Genomic DNA, 18,669 nt, shown 5'->3' on the forward strand with positions numbered 1-18,669 from the left:
GAAGTGCAACTTACGGGTTGCACTTTTTTGTTCTTTTTATTAAAATTAACAAATTCACAACTAACTATGTGAAAAATAGTTCAAACATTATTTTTATCCTTTTTATTAACTTTGAATAAAATCATTTGAATAAAGGCGATTAAACTAAAAACCATCATTTTAAAAGACGGAAAACAATTGATTTATACAAAGTTAGTGTTATAATGAGCATGAAGAAACTGTTAGATTGCTTGACATGATAAAAGGAGGAATTTAGTTTATGGAACAATGGAAGGGCTTTAAAGGGAAAATGTGGCAAGAAGAAATCAATGTGCGGGATTTTATTCAACAAAATTACAAACCTTATGATGGTACAGATGAATTTCTAGAAGGACCTACAGACGCAACAAAAGAACTATGGAAACAAGTTATGGAATTAAACACAAAGGAACGTGAAGCTGGTGGCGTATTAGATATGGATACGAAAGTAGTCTCTTCTATCACTTCACATGAAGCCGGTTATTTAAATAAAGAATTGGAACGTATCGCAGGATTCCAAACTGATAAACCATTTAAACGTGGTCTACAGCCTTTTGGTGGTATTCGAATGAGTGAACTAGCTGCTGAATCATATGGTTATGAAATTGATCCAGAAGTATCTCATATTTTTAGAGACTACCGTAAAACACATAATCAAGGAGTCTTTGACGCTTATACGCCTGAAATTAGAGCTGCAAGACGTAGCGGAGTAATCACAGGTCTACCAGATGCATACGGTCGTGGACGTATCATAGGTGACTATAGACGCGTAGCTTTATATGGTGTAGATCGCTTGATCCAAGAAAAGAATAATGATCTAGCAAATAAAGGTTACGGTACGATGAGTGAAGAAATTATACGTGATCGTGAAGAGCTAAATGAACAGATCCGTGCTTTAAATGAATTAAATGAGTTAGGCAGAATTTACGGCTTCGATATTTCTCAACCAGCCCAAACAGCTCAAGAAGCTTTCCAATGGTTGTATCTAGGTTATTTAGCAGCAGTAAAAGAACAGAATGGAGCTGCTATGTCTTTAGGGCGCACATCTACTTTCTTAGATATCTATATCGAGCGTGATCTAGCCAAAGGGTTATTGACTGAAGTTGAGGCACAAGAAATCACAGACCATTTTATTATGAAACTGCGCTTAGTAAAATTCGCACGTACTCCTGATTACAATGATCTATTTTCAGGTGATCCAACTTGGGTAACAGAAGCTATCGCCGGGGTAGGTGACGATGGACGTCATATGGTAACGAAAAACAGCTACCGCTTCTTGCACACTTTATCTAATCTTGGCCCAGCTCCAGAACCTAACTTAACTGTACTATGGTCTACACGTTTACCAGAAAACTTCAAAAAATTCTGCGCTAAAGCATCTATCGCTTCAAGTGCTATCCAATATGAAAATGACGATATCATGCGTTTAGAATGGGGAGACGACTATGGAATCGCATGTTGTGTATCTGCTATGCGTATTGGAAAACAAATGCAGTTCTTCGGAGCACGAGCTAACGTAGCTAAAGCTCTTTTATATGCAATTAATGGTGGAGTAGATGAAAAATCAAAGGCTCAAGTTGCTCCAAAATATCAACCAATTACTTCTGAATACTTGGATTATGATGAAGTAATGGAAAAATATGATGTTATGCTAGAATGGATTGCTGGCTTATATTTAAATACGTTAAACATTATTCATTTTATGCATGATAAGTACTCATATGAACGCATTGAAATGGCTCTACATGATAGTGACATTATGAGAACGATGGCAACCGGTATCGCAGGTTTTTCAGTAGCAATCGATTCATTAGCAGCTATCAAATATGCAAAAGTAAAGACAATTCGTGATGAAGATGGATTAGTAGTTGATTATGCGATTGAAGGAGATTATCCTAAATATGGTAATAACGACGATCGTGCAGATGATATTGGGATTTGGTTATTGAAGACATTTATGTCAAAAGTTAAGAAACATCCTGCTTACCGTAATGCAGTTCATACAACATCTATTTTGACGATTACTTCTAATGTTGTTTATGGTAAAAAAACAGGGAATACACCTGATGGACGTCGTTCTGGCGAGCCATTTGCACCCGGGGCTAATCCAATGCACGGCAGAGACACTCACGGAGCATTAGCTAGTTTAACTTCAGTAGCTAAAATACCCTACAAATACTCATTGGATGGTATTTCAAATACATTTTCTATTATTCCTAAAGCATTAGGTAAAGAAGATGACATTCAACAAGAAAACTTAGCAAGCTTATTAGATGGGTACGCAAAAAAAGGTGGACATCATTTGAATGTGAATGTCTTTAACCGAGAAACATTGGTTGACGCAATGGACCATCCTGAAAACTATCCTCAATTGACAATTCGTGTATCTGGTTATGCCGTTAACTTTATCAAATTAACACGTGAACAACAGTTAGATGTCATTAATCGTACAATGCACGAAAGTATGTAGAAATATGAAAAATAAAGGAGCCGTCAATATGACTACACCAGCAATTGGATATGTTCATTCAACCGAAAGTTTTGGATCAGTAGATGGACCAGGTATTCGTTTTGTTACATTCATGCAAGGGTGTCGTATGCGTTGTGAATTTTGCCATAACCCTGATACCTGGAACATGGGAGGCGGAACACCTTATACTGCTGATGAATTGCTAGCTGAAGCTTTATCTTATCGTGATTACTGGGGTAGTAAAGGCGGCATTACAGTGAGTGGAGGAGAACCTTTACTGCATATCGACTTTTTGATTGAATACTTTAAAAAGGCGAAAGAAGAGGGAGTCCACACAACTTTAGATACGTGTGGTCAACCATTCACTTATGAAGAGCCCTTTTTTAGTCGCTTTGAGAAACTGATGGAGTATACGGACTTGCTGTTATTTGATATCAAACACATTGATAATGAAAAACATAAGCGATTAACGATGCATGGCAATGAAAACATTTTGAATATGTCCATGTATTTATCTAAAATCAATAAACCTGTTTGGATCCGACACGTATTGGTTCCAGAGCGTTCTGATGATGATAATGATTTAATGCGATTAAGTGACTTTATTCAATCACTAGGAAATGTTTACAAAGTCGAAATATTACCGTATCATAAACTTGGTGTTTACAAATATGCAGCTTTGAACATTCCGTATAAACTAAAGGATATTGAACCGCCAACTCTTGAACGTGTAGAGAACGCCAATCGGCTATTGAAGGTACAAGATTATAAAGATTATCAAACAAACTAATATAGACTAAAGAAGAAATAAGCTGAAAAGAGGGTACAAATGCTTTTCAAGCGCTATTTCTTCTTTTTTTATTCAATTTTTTGTGAAATCTAACATAATACTAGCTAAACAAGCTCATTTGAGATAAAATTTTATAGTAGTTATAGTTTTAAAAGGAGAGATAACAGTCATGAGTAAAGTATTAGTTTTTGGTCATAAAAATCCGGATACAGATGCCATTACATCTGCCATTTCGTACGCTTACCTTCAAAATCAATTAGGATTTGAAGCTGAAGCTGTTGCATTAGGAGAAGTAGGAGAGGAAACACAATATGCTTTAGATCACTTTAGTGTTCCTGCACCACGTGTAGTAGAAACAGTAGCTAACGAAACAGATAAAGTTATGCTAGTGGATCACAATGAATTTCAACAAAGCGTAAATGACATTGCAGATGTTGAAGTTTTATCTGTAGTCGATCACCATCGTGTTTCTAACTTTGAAACAGCTAATCCATTGTATTACCGTGCAGAACCTGTAGGATGTACAAATACGATCATAGCTAAATTATATAAAGAAAAAGAAGTGGCAATACCTAAAGAGATTGCAGGATTAATGTTATCAGCAATCGTTTCAGATACGTTATTATTTAAATCTCCAACTTGTACCGATGAAGACGTTGCAATTGCAAAAGAACTTGCTGCAATCGCTGATGTTGATATTGATTCATATGGTCTTGAAATGTTAAAAGCTGGAACTGATTTAAGCAATAAGTCAGCTGCTGAATTATTAGACATGGATGCTAAAAGTTTTCCAATGGGAGATAAAAATGTCCGTGTAGCACAAATCAATGTTGTAGACGTAAATGATGTACTTTCTATACAAGCTGAATTAGAACAAGAGATGCTAAATGAAAATCATTCTAAAAATTATGATTTATTCGTATTAATCGTTACAAACATCTTAGACAGCGATTCAGTTATCCTAGCATTAGGAAATCCAATCAATGCAGTAGAAGAAGCTTTTAATGTAGCTTTAGAAAATAACCGTGCATTATTAAAAGGCGTTGTTTCTAGAAAGAAACAAGTTGTACCACAATTAACTGAAGCATTAACAAAATAATAATCAAAACAACATTCACAACGAATACAGAGTTGCGAATGTTGTTTTTTTATAGTTAAGTAAATAAACACGATTAAAATAGTCGAATTGAATAATAGTAGATTCAAAACTCTATTAAAAGCATTTAATAGATAGTTAATCACCAAAGAAATGCTAACTGAGCTTAAAAGTGTCCAAAATCGACGTAAAAAGATAAGAAACAGGAAAACTACACTTTATAACTACTTTGTATAATATATATTATGTAAACTAGGAAAAATGATAAAAAGACACTTTTATTAAAGACAGCTATTTTTGTCTATTTCCTCTCTTTTTAGATTGGTCTTACTTTTTTATTAGATATATTGATTTTTATCTTTTTCTTTATTCTTTTTCTTCGTTTTGTGTGTTTATATTTTTTTATTTATATTCATTCTTTTTTTCGCTTGTACTTAAATTTTAATCAGTTGATTTTATTGCTGAATGCATTCTTTAAGAAACTATTTTTTCAAACTGGTTTAAATGAAATGTAAAAAGTATTTTTTGATTTAATTTTAGCGTCAGATATAAAAATTCTGCAAATTAAAAAATTTCGTAAAAAAACCGAAATAAACAATTATTTCGGTTCAATGTTTAGCTAATTTGTTTTGAGTTTAAAATTAGTCGATTTATCATTATTTATCTGATTTTTTTCGTTGAGTTAACTTTTTGAATTTACTCATAAGTTGATCTTTTTTAGATTGTTTTTTTAATTCATTTGTTTCTTTAGGTAAATCTGTTGTTAAATCAAGGTTTTTGTTGATTTTAGCGCCTTTTTTAAGACGTTCTTGAAATTTTGCTTTCATTAACTGTTCAATATTTTTTAAATCCGGATATTTTCCATCTTTTTCTCCGGCTGCTATGATTGCTAACACTTCAATATAGCTCATAGAAAGCGCCGTTGTGATGATTGAAGCTGTTGTACCGCTAATGAGACCTCCAACAACTGTACCTGCTCCAGGAATAAATTTTATCACATTTGAAACGATATACCTTCCCGCAAAAGTAGCTCCCCCAGTCCCTCCTATTGCTGCTACAAGACTTGCAATAGTGGCTTTGTCCATTGAAATACCAAAGATAGCCGTAATATGAGCCAATAACGTTACCTGCATGGGTACAAGAACGGATGCGTCAGAAAAAGGAATCGGTAAAAATCCTACTCCAAATGAAGTAGCGATATATCTTGTCGCCCAACTACGAGCAGAGTTCGCTTTTCGTGCAATATCTACTTGTTGGGCGTTGTTAAAAGCCTTTTTTGCTTCTTCAGGTATGATTTCAAAACTTAATTCAAGTAATTCTTTTAATCCGAACGCTGGAATCGACATTTCTTCCGTTAATTTGAAATTTTCAGCCATAAGAGATACTACACCATAAATCGGTAAATTAAGATTTTCAATATACGTTTTAAATGTTGCTGCCGGTTCACCAATTGATTGAGTCAAAACGATCACAACTGGAAGTTTTTCACTCAATTCTCTTATGAGTTCAAGTTCTGTTGGCTCTATTCGTGAAGAATTTGCATTAATACAGTAGTAAGCAAGGTGTATTTCTCCTTGAATACCTAGTTTTTTATTTTCTTTGATCGTGTCAAAAATCTCACTTTTGATTTCTTTTTGTACTTCAAGACTTAATTCCAGTCCTCTAGTATCATATAACACTAATGGGACTCCTTCTTTAGAAATACGCCTTAAGTGTTTCGTAATCGGTCTTCCGATACCGGTTAAGGCAAGATTTTCTCTAAATAAATTATTGATCAAGGTACTCTTACCTACCCCTGTCTTTCCTACTACCATGATATTGACTGGGTTCATTTTTTTTAATTCTTCTTCTGTTTTATTTAAGATGTCTTGTACCATATTAAAGTTCTTATCTAAATTTTTCATCTTAACCTCCGTAGTTTGACTTTACACTGAAATCTAGAAACTTTTTATGGAAGTTTAAATTTTGCATTTCCGTCAAATGTATCTCCATCTTCTAAATTACCAGATTCAAATCCGCGTTCAAACCAATACATTCTTTGCTCAGAAGTACCATGAGTAAAACTTTCAGGAACAACGTATCCTTGTGCTTGTTGTTGAAGACGATCATCTCCTACTGCACCTGCAGCATTGATAGCTTCTTCGTAGTCTCCTTCTTCTAAGTAGCCTAACCCTTGAGCATAGTTTGCCCAAACACCTGCAAAATAATCTGCTTGTAGCTCAAACCGAACTTGGTATTTATTAAATTCTGTTTCACTTAGCTCGTTCCGTAAGATATTTAGTTGCTCTGTCAGTCCTAACTGAGTTTGAACATGATGACCTACTTCATGAGCAATGACATATGCCATTGCAAAATCTCCTGGAGCATTGAACTGTTGGCTTAATTCATCATAAAAGCTTAAATCAATATACAAATTAGCATCTCCTGGACAATAAAACGGACCTGTTGAAGAACCTGCGACACCACATGCTGACTGAACTGATCCAGAAAAAAGCACTAAAGTTGGTTCTTGATACTCATATCCATACTCTTGAAAAACATCCGTCCAAACATCTTCTGTATCTGCTAGGACTACCGAAACAAAATCAGCTCGCTCAGATTCTGTTTCGGTTTCTTGATAGGAACCAGTCGCTGTATTTCCACCAGGATCTGATACAACGGAGTTTAAAAAATCACCAAAATTTCCGCCACTTAAAAAAGTGAACGCCAACAGAATAAGGACCCCGCCTATTCCACCCCCAACTAACGTCTTACCACTAGTACTTTTTCCTCTGCGATCTTCTACATGATTACTTTTTCTTCTATCTTTCCAACGCATAGTCTCATTCCCCACATACATTTAAGTTATTGATACTTAAGACTATCATATCATCTTTTCTACTCAGAACAGAAATGAAAAGCGCTTGTTAAGCTACTTATTATCCCTATTCAATAAATCAGATTAAAATACACGAAAAAAACTGGTACTAAGCCATCATTCGCTTTAATACCAGTTTTTGAATTTAATTTTTAAGTTTATTGTTTATCATTTTCTTTTAACTGTTCGACTTTCGTTGGTTGCCATCCTTGATCATCTACCCATTTTAAATAAACACGATAATTTTTGGTTTGGGCACTATCTGAAACAGTAGCTACTACCTGTCCTTCCCCACTATTTTCGACCCACCATTCAATCATATCTGACTCATTTAAGCCTGTTGCAACTGAAGCAGCTTTTTTGATTTCAATACGATCTTGAGATCCATCATTAAAATTTGTGGTGTGTTCCCCTTCTTGCTCTGTTTCAACTGGTTTCCAGTCACCAGTATATGCTTCTGTTACATTTTCGTCAGTTGGTTCTGTTTCTTTTGTTTCAACAGATTCTGATTCTTGACTTTCTTCGGACTCGCTTGACTCGCTTTCAGATGATTCAGAACTAGCTTCAGAACTTGTCAATTCACTTTGTTTTGAGCTTTCTGTATCTTTTATTATCACACTTGAACTTTCTTTTGTTACCTCTTGTGGCTCATCTCCACCACTAAAAAGTGACATAACTACCAATCCGATTACAACTAATGCTGCAATAATCACTGCTACGGTTAATATCTTTATCGTTTTTCTTTCTTTATCGTATTTGTTTGAACGAGTATTCTTTTTATTATCTTTAGAATCTTTCATGTTCATGCTCCAATCTATAAAGGTCATTGACTTAGTTTTGTTACTGAAAAACTTCTTAACCAGTATAACATTGAAATAGATTAAAAACGTTAAACTAGTATTACTATTCTGTTTCGTTTTTATTTTTTTCTTTTTGTTTGTCATACGGTTAAAATAGTGATTTTATTTGAAAAAGCCAAAGATCCATGCTAAACTAGATATGAAAAGAGAGATATGCGTCAACATACCCCTCTTTAGAATAGAACCGTTAAAGACGGCAGCTACTATAGAACTTAATACAAAAAGTAATCGTCCTACTCGCTAAAGCTTAGACGGTTACTTTTTTTTGTTTGACGAGATTTTTAAAACAAGAGTTGCAAAAGCTAATGCAAACATCAGTGCCTCATAAATGCTCATGAGTTTTCCTTTCTAGGGAAAGCCCAAACAAAAAACATTGGCATCACCCCATTTTACAAGAGTTAGCCACCGCCTTAAACTTTTCTACGCTTTAAATTATACCATATGTGAAAACAAAAAAGAAATGAAGATGAAACGTTTGTTCTTTTTTATCCCTTTATTGGAATCTGTTCTAATATCGATTATACTAAAAGTGAACGATGACATTTCAACTATAGATTGGAGATAAATAAAATGACTCAAAAAATTAGAATCGGTTTAGTTGGCTACGGCAATATTGGCAAAGGTGTCGAACTAGCAATTAAACAATTTAAAGATATGCAAGGTGTTGCAGTCTTTACTAGACGTAATCCTGCAACTGTAGACTCAAACTTGCCTACAGTTAGTATAGACGATATTTTAGATTACAAAGATGCTATTGACGTTTTACTATTATGTGGTGGATCAGCTACTGACTTGCCAGAGCAAGGGCCAGAACTAGCAAAACATTTTTCAACCATTGATAGTTATGACAACCATGGAAAAATACCGGACTACTTTGCAAGTATGGATAGTTCAGCTAAAATTGGCCAAAACGTCAGTATTATCTCTGTAGGTTGGGATCCAGGTTTATTCTCAATCAACCGAGCATTATTTGAAGCTGTTCTTCCTGTAGGACAAACATATACTTTTTGGGGCAAAGGATTGAGCCAAGGTCACTCTGATGCTATTCGACGTGTAACTGGAGTGAAAAAAGGTGTTCAATACACTGTGCCATTGGATAAAGCTTTAGAAGAAGTTCGTACAGGTCTGAACCCTGAGCTATCTACTCGCGAAAAACACATGCGTATTTGCTACGTTGTTTCTGAAGAAGGCGCAAATCAAACAGAAATTGAACAAACAATCAAATCAATGCCAAATTATTTTGAACCTTATGAAACAGTCGTTCATTTTATTGACGAAGAACAATTTGAAACAGATCACCAACAAATGCCTCATGGTGGATTCGTTATCCGTACGGGAGAATCAGAAACTGGAAGCAAACAAAAAGCTGAATTCCAACTTGAATTAGAAAGTAATCCAGAATTTACGTCTTCTATTCTAGTGGCTTATGCACGAGCAGTAGTCAAGCTTAAAAATGAAGCAAAAACAGGTGCATTTAGTGTATTAGATGTCCCTATGGCTTACTTATCAGATAAATCTCCTGAACAACTAAGAAAAGAATTATTATAAAAGAAAATCCCATTAGAAGATCAACTGCTTCTAATGGGATACTTTTTTATTTTTGAGGCCTAAATTTCTTTAATGGACGTGCGATGATCGGTGCGATAATGGCAGCGGCTATCGCCTCGCCTATTCCACTCGTTAAAACAACGGTTCCTAACACACCTAAAAGATTTGAAAAATCAACTTCTAAAAGCGATGCATAAGTCTCACCGTAAATAATATAAATCAGTCCGAGCACCATAATAGTATTCGTTAGTGACGCCAAAACAGAAGAAATAATCATAGCGGTTGAATCATTTTTCATTCTTTTTTTACATATATTATAAACATATCCAGCTACGAAACCTACCATAATGCGAGGAATAACAGCTATAATCGGGTTTCGCCATAAAAAATAGTCAAATGGCGAAGCAGGCATTGTAAAGGCTTTGACCATTCGTGTGATACCCCAAACAGAACCAATAATCATACCATCTTTTGTTCCAAGTGTAAGAGAAACAACAATAACTGTAATATGGATGATAGTAGGATTTAAAGGAGGAATAGGAATATACCCCAGTAATGGAACAAAATTTTGAATAATAATGATAGCTGTAAGAATACCTAAAATAGCGGTTCTATAAGCGCTTTTATTTTTTTGGTACACCTTAATCCCTTCTTTCTATCTAAATGTATACATTGTTATTTTACATTATTTGATTAAGAATATCATTATAATTCTTTTTCTTCTTAACGAAAAGACAGAGATTTTTCTATTGGAAAAAGTATGCTGTTCCTTGAAAGGTAACTATGATTTGTTTTTTTTAGTAAGGGTATTTCGTATTTGTTTGTATAAGACGATACCAATGAACAGTAAATGAAACCAATAGTATCGCTTTTTTTCACATCTTATGTAATGTATTAATTTTAAAAAAATTTAAAAAAAAAAGAAAAGCTAGGACAAAAATCCCAGCCTCTTCTAATATATATAAATGTTGTTTCTAAAGAGTGCTCCAAAAAGCAGGTCTATTCAAATGCAGCAATGTATTGTTTCATATATTCAGGAAGATCTGGAGGTCTGCGACTTGAAATGATGTGTCCATCTGTTATAGCTGGGATATCATGCCAAATAGCTCCTGCGTTCGTCATATCGTCTTTAATGCCTGGTGTACTCGTAACATTTACACCATTAAGGATTCCAGCTGAAATCAACACCCAACCAGCATGGCAAATTTGTCCAATCGGTTTCTTTTGTTGATTAAAATATTGAACAAATTCAATTACTTTCGGGAAGCGTCTTAATTTATCTGGTGACCAGCCCCCTGGTACTAAGATTCCGTCATATTCTTCTTTAGTCACTTCGTCAAAACTATAATCCGATGTCACTGGTACACCATATTTTCCGTGATAAACAGTTTCTTTTTTCTCAGCTACTAAATGAACGGTTGCTCCAGCTTCTCTTAAACGTAAAACAGGATACCATAATTCTAAATCTTCAAAATCGTCACTAACTAACGCAATGATTTTCTTATTTTCTAAAGGCACATTTATTCCTCCTAAATTTTTAATTCTTACTAGCAGTCTATCAATTCTGCTAAAAGAGTGCAAACATCTGTAAAATCAAATATGATCTTCGGTAAATTCCTCGATTAGTTCACGAACGGGTTCACCACCATAGTCATTAATGAAATCTTCTAAAATGCCTAAGAAAATGCTGCCTTTTTTTGCTGTTCCTTCACTCTCGTCTTCAAAAAAACGGATAAAATAAGATTGGTAATCTTTGTATCCATCTACAAACCCAAGGCTTTTTATAAACCGATTTTCTTCAACTTCAGCCTCTAAATGAACATCTTGTTCTTTTAATTCTTCACTTTGACTGATGACAAGTTCTATTAACTCTTCTTTCGATAAATTATTAAGCGTTTTCGAATCCATCTCTTAACCACCTTTTATCCATTTTCTCTCTTTAATTGTAAAGATTTTAAACTGTCTTGTAAAATACTTCTGCTTCAACTATTAAAAGATTGAATGCTTCGATTAACTCTGCCCATCAGCACTAGTAAAAGTTGTTTTTCATCTGCTGGCCAGCTTTTAAAAATTTGACTATAAGCATTTTCAAGTTCAAATGAGACAGTTAATATAAGTTGACGAGCTTCTGAAGTTAAAGAAAGAAAACTATACCGTTTGTCAGTGCCTAGTTCTTTGATAAGCAGCTCTTTTTTTTCTAAACTTTTCACTTGTCTGCTTAAAGTCGATTTATCCAACTCAGATAGATTTACTAACTCTTTTAACGTTATTTTTTCATCTTTAATAACTGTCATAATTGAATAACCAGACTTTGTAAGGTTGTGTTTTCGGAGCAACTCTTTTTCCAATTTCGAATAATTCTGGTTAAATTCTGTAAAACGTTGAATTAATAAAAAAATCGGTGTTTCTTGTTGGGATTCCATTAAAAGCCACCTTTCTCAACATCGTTGCAATATACAATTAATTTATATGTATTATACAACTATCTAATTAAAAAGTATAGTTATACAAAAAAAGACTGAGACAGCAGTCTCAATCTCTTCTATAAATTAAACTCATCTTGCGTTATCGACTTAATAAAAGTTCATCTGTTAATTGACTTGAAGAATTATTTTTATCCGTAGCCTTTTGGAAAAGAACCAACACATCAGCAACCGTCAGATTTATTTTTTCTTCACCAGAAAGATCAACAATGACTTGTCCTTCATCTAACATAATCAATCGATTTCCATACGTTAAAGCGTCATTCATATTATGAGTAATCATTAAAGTTGTTAACTGTTCTTGTTCTACTCGTTTTTTAGTAAGTTGTAAGACTACTTTAGCTGTTTTTGGATCTAAAGCTGCTGTATGTTCATCTAACAATAAAAGTTCCGGTTTATTCATGGTAGCCATTAATAATGCAATAGCTTGTCTTTGCCCACCTGATAATAAGCCCATTTCACTATCTAACCTATTTTCTAAGCCTAGACCTAATTCAAATAAAATGCTTTTAAAATACTCCCGCTCTTTATCCGTTGTACCTTTTCGTAAAGATCTCTTCTTGCCTCTTCTATAAGCAATAGCTAGATTTTCTCCAACTGTCATTCGAGGAGCAGTTCCCATTACTGGATCTTGGAAGACGCGTCCGATAAAACCAGCTCTTTTTTCTTCTTTTACTGTAGTTAGTTCTTTATCGCCTAACAAGATTTTTCCATTGTCGATCATAAAATTTCCAGCAATACTATTTAGTAAAGTAGACTTACCAGCACCGTTTCCACCTATGATTGTAATAAAATCGCCTTTTTTCACTTCTAAATTCAACTTGTTTAATACAGTATTTTGATTAGCTGTACCCTTATTGAATTGTTTCGTAATTTCCCTTAATGATAAGACTGGTTTGACGGTCATTTTACATCAGCTCCTTTTTTTGAAAGAAATTCAAATTAAATCTCGTACGTATGCTCGGTAATGCCAGACAAATAGCTAAAATAAACGCTGAGATGAGTTTTAAATCATTTGGCTGTAAACCGATCAACAAGACAAACATGATGATAAAACGATAAATAATAGCGCCTAAGATCACACAGATAAGTCGATGTACAAAAGAGAGATTTCCAAAAACAACTTCACCAATGATAACTGAAGCTAAGCCAATCACTATTGTACCGATTCCCATACTGATATCCGCATAACCATTGTCTTGAGCAATAAGTGCCCCAGCAGCAGCAACCAAACCATTAGAAAGCATCAGTCCTATCATTTTTGTTTGGTTAGTAGAGATACCGAGCGAACGGGCCATTTTTTCATTGTCTCCTGTAGCAATAACGGCTTGACCAATTTCTGTTTTAAAGAATAAAACAAGTAATGTGATGATAAGCACCACAAGAATGAGCCCCATAAAAATTGTATCAAATTGATTTGGCAAGTTTAATCGATTAAAAAAGTCTGTTAATTTGGCTTTTCCAAGTAAACTTAAATTGGCACGCTTCATAATTCGCAAATTAATAGAATATAACCCGGTCATTGTCAAAATCCCAGCTAGCAAACCAGGTATATGAGCTTTTGTAATTAAGAAACCAGTAACAGCTCCAGCCAAAGACCCTATTAAGAAAGCCACAGCCGTTGCAGCTAAAGGATGGATACCTGAAATGATTAGTTGAGCACATACAGCTGCTCCTAAAGGAAATGATCCTTCTGCTGTCATATCTGGCAAATCTAAAATCCGGTAAGTAATAAAAATACCTAAAGCCATCATTCCCCATAATAGCCCTTGTGCTGTTGCAGTAACGATTAAATCCATTTACTTTCCTCCGCTCTAATAAGTGATCTAGTTTATTTCATTTGTTCTAATAAATGAGTGGGTATCTTAATACCTAATTCCTTAGCTTTTTCTTCGTTGATAATAATATCACCTTGGTCTAAATATTGAATGGGTGTAGTCGATGGATCGGATTCGCCATTTAAAATAGCTACAACCATTTCCCCAGTCAAACGCCCTAATTCATATTGATCTAATCCTACAGTAGCTAGACCGCCTTCTTCCACCATAGTATCTACAGCTGGAAAAATAGGAATCGTGTTTGAATCGGCAGCCGTTACCAATGTATTCATTGCACTGGCTATCGTGTTATCTGTTGGCACCCAGATAGCATCTACTTGAGAAGCTAGAGTTGCACCGACTTGAGCAACATCATTTGTAGAAGATACTGTCATAATTTGGGTTTCAAGACCCATCTCTGTCGCGATATCTATTGCTTGTTCGGCTTGAACAATAGAATTATCTTCGCTAGATGAATATAAAATTCCAATTGTTTGAGCATCAGGTAAAATTTCTTTGATCAAAGAAAATTGTTCTTTAATCGGAGTAAGGTCACTAACACCCGTGATATTTCCACCAGGCGCTTCATTGCTTTCAACTAACCCAGAACCTTCAGGATCGGTAACAGCTCCAAGAACAATTGGTATTTCTTTTGAACTATTAGCTAAGGCTTGTGCTGATGGAGTAGCAATACCCACCATAACATCTGCCCCTCGGCTAACAAAACGGGTACTCATAGAATTTAAATTACTTTGATCTCCTTGAGCATTTTGAAAATCCAATAGCACTGTTTCTCCGTCGATATAACCTGCTTCATTTAAAGCGTCTACCGTTCCTTGATAAATAAGATCTAGAGCCGGGTGACTCGTTAATTGTAAAATCCCAACCATTGGTACATCATTATCAGGAGTTGTTGTTTCATTTGAAGTAGTAAAAAAAGCAACCGTTAGAAGTGCCGTCAAACAAATAATAAAACCAAACATTTTTTTCATTTTTTATCCTCCAGTAGTTATTCATTCTTATATGATTATGCTCAACAAAATCGCCATCGTTTCTTTTCCATTCTAATCATCACCCCAAAAGTAGATTATAAAAAAAACAGCTGCCACAAAATGCGTGGTAGCTGTTTTAGCAAACAAAAACCACATAGAAATAGAATAACTATTCTCTCTATGTGGATCGGAAGTAAAATATATCTTCAAATAAACCAACATAGATACATACATTCAGTATACTGAAGGTTGTATCTATGAGCGTTCTCATGGATCAACCTATCTATCTTGGCTTTGCCAACTGCTATTCATTTGTACACGATTAGATAGGTGGATACGCATCATCAGAACTCCTTTGTCGTTTTTCTATTAAAGCAATCTTACTAGTTGATTGCTTTTGTGTCAAGAGAAATACAAACTTTTGCTAACTATTCGTCAATCGATAAATAAATAGGTCTATTCTTTATTGGCTGTAATGGTCGGTTTGTTTTTCCGATATTCTTCTTGAAAGCTTGAAGCAATCCTTGCCTCATAAAAGATTGCTGACGGAATACGATCCATTCAACTGGACCTGAAGTTGGCGGCGTTGTTAACGATCCTGTGTAGTGATAGAACTGTTTGTTTTCAGGTAACAAACGATCTAAATCAATTGGAACGCTCAAACCTCCACCAGCATTTAAAGCTTTGTCATCTAATGCTGCTAAAGTTGTGTTTATAGGCCGTTCAGAAGGCAACACGGTTACTCCAACAACAAGAAGCTCATTATGTACCGAACGATGAACAAGATGAAATTCAAGTGGAAATGATTTTTGATTGATTTCGTGTTCACTTGGCAAATGAAAATGTAGGTCTTCTAAAAAATATTTTTTATGATTAAATTCAATAATATTTGTTTTTTCTTTTGTTTTTGGTGACAAATGAACTGTGTGATTAAAAAAAGACGTTTCAAAAACCGTTTTACTGTAGTTAAAAGTTAATAGATCCTGACTGATAGATAATAGTTGCGGATCGTCATTGAGCGCTATTGGCGATTGCAAACTTCCTGTTTCTGCTTGATAAAAAGCTGAACAAATATTTTTCCACTTATCTGGTCCTCTATCTCCTTCATAATTCCATTCCATAAGTTTCCCTCCTAAAGCTCCCAAAATATATTGTAGCTTTTTTTATTAAATGATTGCAACTAATTGACCTGAATTTTCTCCCAACTATTTTTATCTAAAAAATGGTATAATGATAAATACAGCACTATTAGTATGAATTGACTCTATTAATACTCTAGAATCAATCGAACCAATTGATTAGGAAAGAAGGGAAACAAATGTCATTTGATGGTATTTTTACCCATGCGATGGTAGATGAATTAAGTAAAGCACTAAAAAATGGACGAGTATCAAAAATCCATCAACCTTATCCAAATGAACTCATTATAATTATGCGTGCAAATGGAAAAAATCATAAGTTGCTCTTATCCGCTCATCCGAGTTACGCACGTATTCAGTTAACAGAGATTCCTTACGAAAATCCTAGCTCACCTCCAAACTTTTGCATGATCACCAGAAAACATCTTGAAGGAGCTATCTTAGAAGACATTCAACAAGTCGGAAATGATCGTGTCATCCATTTTAGGTTCAAAAGCCGAGATGAGATTGGAGATGTACAAAACGTTATTTTAATTGTCGAGTTAATGGGACGCCATAGTAACATTTTATTGATTGAACAAGATACTCAACGTATTCTAGACACGATCAAACACGTTCCTGCCAGTCAAAATTCGTATCGTTTTATTATGCCTGGTGCAACGTATCAAGCACCGCCACACCAAGATAAATTAAATCCTTTTGAAACAAGCAGTTCAGAATTAGAGGAGCTGTTAACCTCATTTGAAGATCCTGAATTGTCTTATGAAAAGAGACTTCAACACGTGTATCAAGGTATTGGTGCAGATACAGCTAAAGAATTAATGCACCGTAGTGAAAACAATGTTCAAAATTTATCGGTCCTATTTGATTCATTTATGGAAAACGTTCGAAATGGAAATATCGATCCTACGTTAACGATCGGACCTAAAAAAGAATTTTTTACTCCCCTTCCCTATTTAAGTATCGAAGGAGAACATGTCAGCCAACCTTCTTTAAGCGAATTATTGGATACTTATTATGAAAGTAAGGCTGACAGAGATCGTGTTCAACAACAAGGGTCAGACCTTATTCATTTGATTCAAACCGAGCTCCAACGGAATAAGAAAAAAATGAAAAAACTTAAAAATACTTTAGACGAAACAGAATTAGCAGATGATTATAGAGTTAGAGGTGAACTGTTAACGGCTTATCTTTATAAAATGACTAAGGGACAAAAAGAAGTTACCTTAACAAATTTTTATGATGATGAAACGCCGATGACTATTCCGCTTGACCCTAGAAAAACACCTTCTCAAAACGCTCAAAAATATTTTTCGAAATACCAAAAATTAAAAAATGCTATTGCATTCGTTCATGAACAAATGCGTTTAACTGAAGCGGAAATTAATTATTTAGAATCAGTATCCACTCAATTAGAACTTGCTACTCCAAAAGATATCGCTGAAATTAAAGAAGAATTGATCCAACAAGGATATATGAAGAAAAAGAAAACAAAGAAAAAACAAAAACAAGCGAAATTGAATCAACCTGATCACTATCAAGCTACAGACGGAACAACTATCTTAGTTGGGAAAAATAATTTGCAAAATGATCAACTAACCTTAAAAACGGCTCGGAAATCAGATATTTGGCTGCATACAAAAAACATTCCAGGATCACATGTTATTATTCAAGATGCTGACCCAAGTGAAGAAACGCTTTTAGAAGCGGCTAATATTGCTGCTTATTTTTCTAAGTCTCAGCTGTCTGCATCTGTTCCAGTAGATTATGTTGAAGTGAAAAAAATACGAAAACCAAATGGTGCAAAGCCTGGTTTTGTTATTTATGAAGGTCAACGTACAGTCTATGTTACCCCAGATAAAGAATTAGTGAACCGTTTAAAAGTATAAGATCTGATCATGGATCTATTGAATTAAAAAGAAACACTTGCCCTTGAAATTAAAGAGGCTGGTGTTTCTTTTTTTGTTAGTTTATTGACCATTGTGTAGGGTCTTTTTTCCATTCTTCTAAAGAATCTCTCTCTTTTGCTGTAATAAATTGTTTGTCTAAAGCAGTTTCAATTAAGGTCGTATAGTTGGTTAAGGTTGTTAACTCGATTTGATTTTCTTTAAATTTTTTGATCCCTATTGGCAATTCATAAGTAAAAATGGCCGCAACTCCTAAAACTTGTGCACCTTCGTTTGAAGCAGCTTGTGCTGCTTCAAGAACACTACCGCCAGTAGAGATCAAGTCTTCAATCAAAACCATTTTTTGATGGTCTTGTATGCGACCCTCAATTTGATTCCCTTTACCATGATCTTTTGCTTTGCTTCTAATGTAAACCATCGGCAAGTCTAACAATTCTGCTACCCACGCAGCATGTGGAATCCCGGCAGTAGCTGTCCCTGCAATGACTTCAACGTCTGGGTAGTGCTGTTTGATCTTATTTGCGAGCCCTTTTGCTATATCTCGACGTATGGCCGGATAGCTCATCGTAATGCGGTTATCGCAATAAATAGGACTCTTTATTCCGCTGGCCCATGTAAACGGTTGAGTGGGGTTTAGACTGACTGCTTTAATAGTTAATAATTGTTCAGCAATTTTTCTTTCACTAATCATG

The 18,669-nt window shown here is 34.7% G+C and carries 17 protein-coding genes; 5 read left to right on the forward strand and 12 right to left on the reverse strand.

Annotation, left to right across the window (positions count from 1 at the left end; translation table 11 throughout):
* Positions 1-259: 259 nt before the first annotated feature.
* The 3 genes from pflB to NST49_RS08740 all read left to right on the forward strand — a co-directional run bounded on the left by pflB (position 260) and on the right by NST49_RS08740 (position 4,377).
* The gene (gene pflB / locus NST49_RS08730) at positions 260-2,488 is read left to right on the forward strand and encodes a formate C-acetyltransferase (protein WP_341048107.1); all 2,229 of its coding nucleotides are present in this window, start codon (positions 260-262) and stop codon (positions 2,486-2,488) included.
* Between the two features lie 28 nt (positions 2,489-2,516).
* Positions 2,517-3,278 (forward strand): pyruvate formate-lyase-activating protein, encoded by a 762-nt coding sequence (gene pflA / locus NST49_RS08735; protein WP_341048108.1) that lies wholly within the window; start codon positions 2,517-2,519, stop codon positions 3,276-3,278.
* 169 nt (positions 3,279-3,447) lie between these two features.
* On the forward strand, positions 3,448-4,377 hold the full coding sequence (locus NST49_RS08740; RefSeq protein ID WP_341048109.1) for a manganese-dependent inorganic pyrophosphatase: 930 nt from the start codon (positions 3,448-3,450) through the stop codon (positions 4,375-4,377).
* Positions 4,378-5,030: 653 nt separating this feature from the next.
* On the opposite strand, the gene NST49_RS08745 is transcribed toward NST49_RS08740, so the two are convergent.
* The 3 genes from NST49_RS08745 to NST49_RS08755 all read right to left on the reverse strand — a co-directional run bounded on the left by NST49_RS08745 (position 5,031) and on the right by NST49_RS08755 (position 8,031).
* Positions 5,031-6,278, reverse strand: a complete 1,248-nt coding sequence (locus NST49_RS08745; RefSeq protein WP_341048111.1) for a GTPase — start codon at positions 6,276-6,278, stop codon at positions 5,031-5,033.
* A 44-nt stretch (positions 6,279-6,322) separates the two neighbouring features.
* Positions 6,323-7,192 (reverse strand): KPN_02809 family neutral zinc metallopeptidase, encoded by an 870-nt coding sequence (ypfJ, locus tag NST49_RS08750; RefSeq protein ID WP_341048114.1) that lies wholly within the window; start codon positions 7,190-7,192, stop codon positions 6,323-6,325.
* A gap of 197 nt (positions 7,193-7,389) precedes the next feature.
* Complete coding sequence (locus NST49_RS08755) at positions 7,390-8,031, reverse strand: YrrS family protein (protein ID WP_341048116.1); 642 nt, start codon at positions 8,029-8,031, stop codon at positions 7,390-7,392.
* A 630-nt stretch (positions 8,032-8,661) separates the two neighbouring features.
* Here NST49_RS08755 and NST49_RS08760 point away from each other — a divergent pair.
* Positions 8,662-9,639: a diaminopimelate dehydrogenase gene (locus tag NST49_RS08760; protein ID WP_341048118.1), complete on the forward strand. Its 978-nt coding sequence runs from the start codon at positions 8,662-8,664 to the stop codon at positions 9,637-9,639.
* Between the two features lie 46 nt (positions 9,640-9,685).
* Here the strand turns inward: NST49_RS08760 and NST49_RS08765 are convergent, their stop codons facing one another.
* From NST49_RS08765 to NST49_RS08800, 8 genes are all read right to left on the reverse strand, one after another.
* The gene (locus NST49_RS08765) at positions 9,686-10,279 is read right to left on the reverse strand and encodes an ECF transporter S component (RefSeq protein WP_187948613.1); all 594 of its coding nucleotides are present in this window, start codon (positions 10,277-10,279) and stop codon (positions 9,686-9,688) included.
* 359 nt (positions 10,280-10,638) lie between these two features.
* Positions 10,639-11,157 (reverse strand): type 1 glutamine amidotransferase domain-containing protein, encoded by a 519-nt coding sequence (locus NST49_RS08770; RefSeq protein WP_023177991.1) that lies wholly within the window; start codon positions 11,155-11,157, stop codon positions 10,639-10,641.
* A gap of 75 nt (positions 11,158-11,232) precedes the next feature.
* Positions 11,233-11,547 carry a hypothetical protein gene (locus NST49_RS08775; protein WP_023177989.1) on the reverse strand — a complete coding sequence of 105 codons (315 nt, stop codon included), beginning with the start codon at positions 11,545-11,547 and terminating at the stop codon, positions 11,233-11,235.
* 74 nt (positions 11,548-11,621) lie between these two features.
* A complete protein-coding gene (locus NST49_RS08780) occupies positions 11,622-12,062 on the reverse strand; it encodes a MarR family winged helix-turn-helix transcriptional regulator (RefSeq protein ID WP_023177988.1) in 441 nt (146 codons plus the stop codon).
* Between the two features lie 142 nt (positions 12,063-12,204).
* Positions 12,205-13,029: an ABC transporter ATP-binding protein gene (locus tag NST49_RS08785; protein ID WP_023177986.1), complete on the reverse strand. Its 825-nt coding sequence runs from the start codon at positions 13,027-13,029 to the stop codon at positions 12,205-12,207.
* Between the two features lies 1 nt (position 13,030).
* Positions 13,031-13,921 (reverse strand): ABC transporter permease, encoded by an 891-nt coding sequence (locus NST49_RS08790; protein ID WP_341048124.1) that lies wholly within the window; start codon positions 13,919-13,921, stop codon positions 13,031-13,033.
* Positions 13,922-13,953: 32 nt separating this feature from the next.
* A complete protein-coding gene (gene trpX, locus NST49_RS08795) occupies positions 13,954-14,931 on the reverse strand; it encodes a tryptophan ABC transporter substrate-binding protein (protein WP_341048126.1) in 978 nt (325 codons plus the stop codon).
* 428 nt (positions 14,932-15,359) lie between these two features.
* A complete protein-coding gene (locus NST49_RS08800; RefSeq protein WP_023177980.1) occupies positions 15,360-16,052 on the reverse strand; it encodes a carbonic anhydrase family protein in 693 nt (230 codons plus the stop codon).
* 197 nt (positions 16,053-16,249) lie between these two features.
* On the opposite strand from NST49_RS08800, the gene NST49_RS08805 reads away from it, so the two are divergent.
* A complete protein-coding gene (locus NST49_RS08805; RefSeq protein WP_023177978.1) occupies positions 16,250-17,959 on the forward strand; it encodes an NFACT RNA binding domain-containing protein in 1,710 nt (569 codons plus the stop codon).
* 76 nt (positions 17,960-18,035) lie between these two features.
* On the opposite strand, the gene pyrE is transcribed toward NST49_RS08805, so the two are convergent.
* Complete coding sequence (gene pyrE, locus NST49_RS08810) at positions 18,036-18,668, reverse strand: orotate phosphoribosyltransferase (RefSeq protein ID WP_043945303.1); 633 nt, start codon at positions 18,666-18,668, stop codon at positions 18,036-18,038.
* Between the last annotated feature and the right edge of the window lies 1 nt (position 18,669).

The sequence above is a fragment of the Carnobacterium sp. FSL W8-0810 genome, assembly GCF_038007125.1.
GTDB lineage: Bacteria > Bacillota > Bacilli > Lactobacillales > Carnobacteriaceae > Carnobacterium_B > Carnobacterium_B inhibens.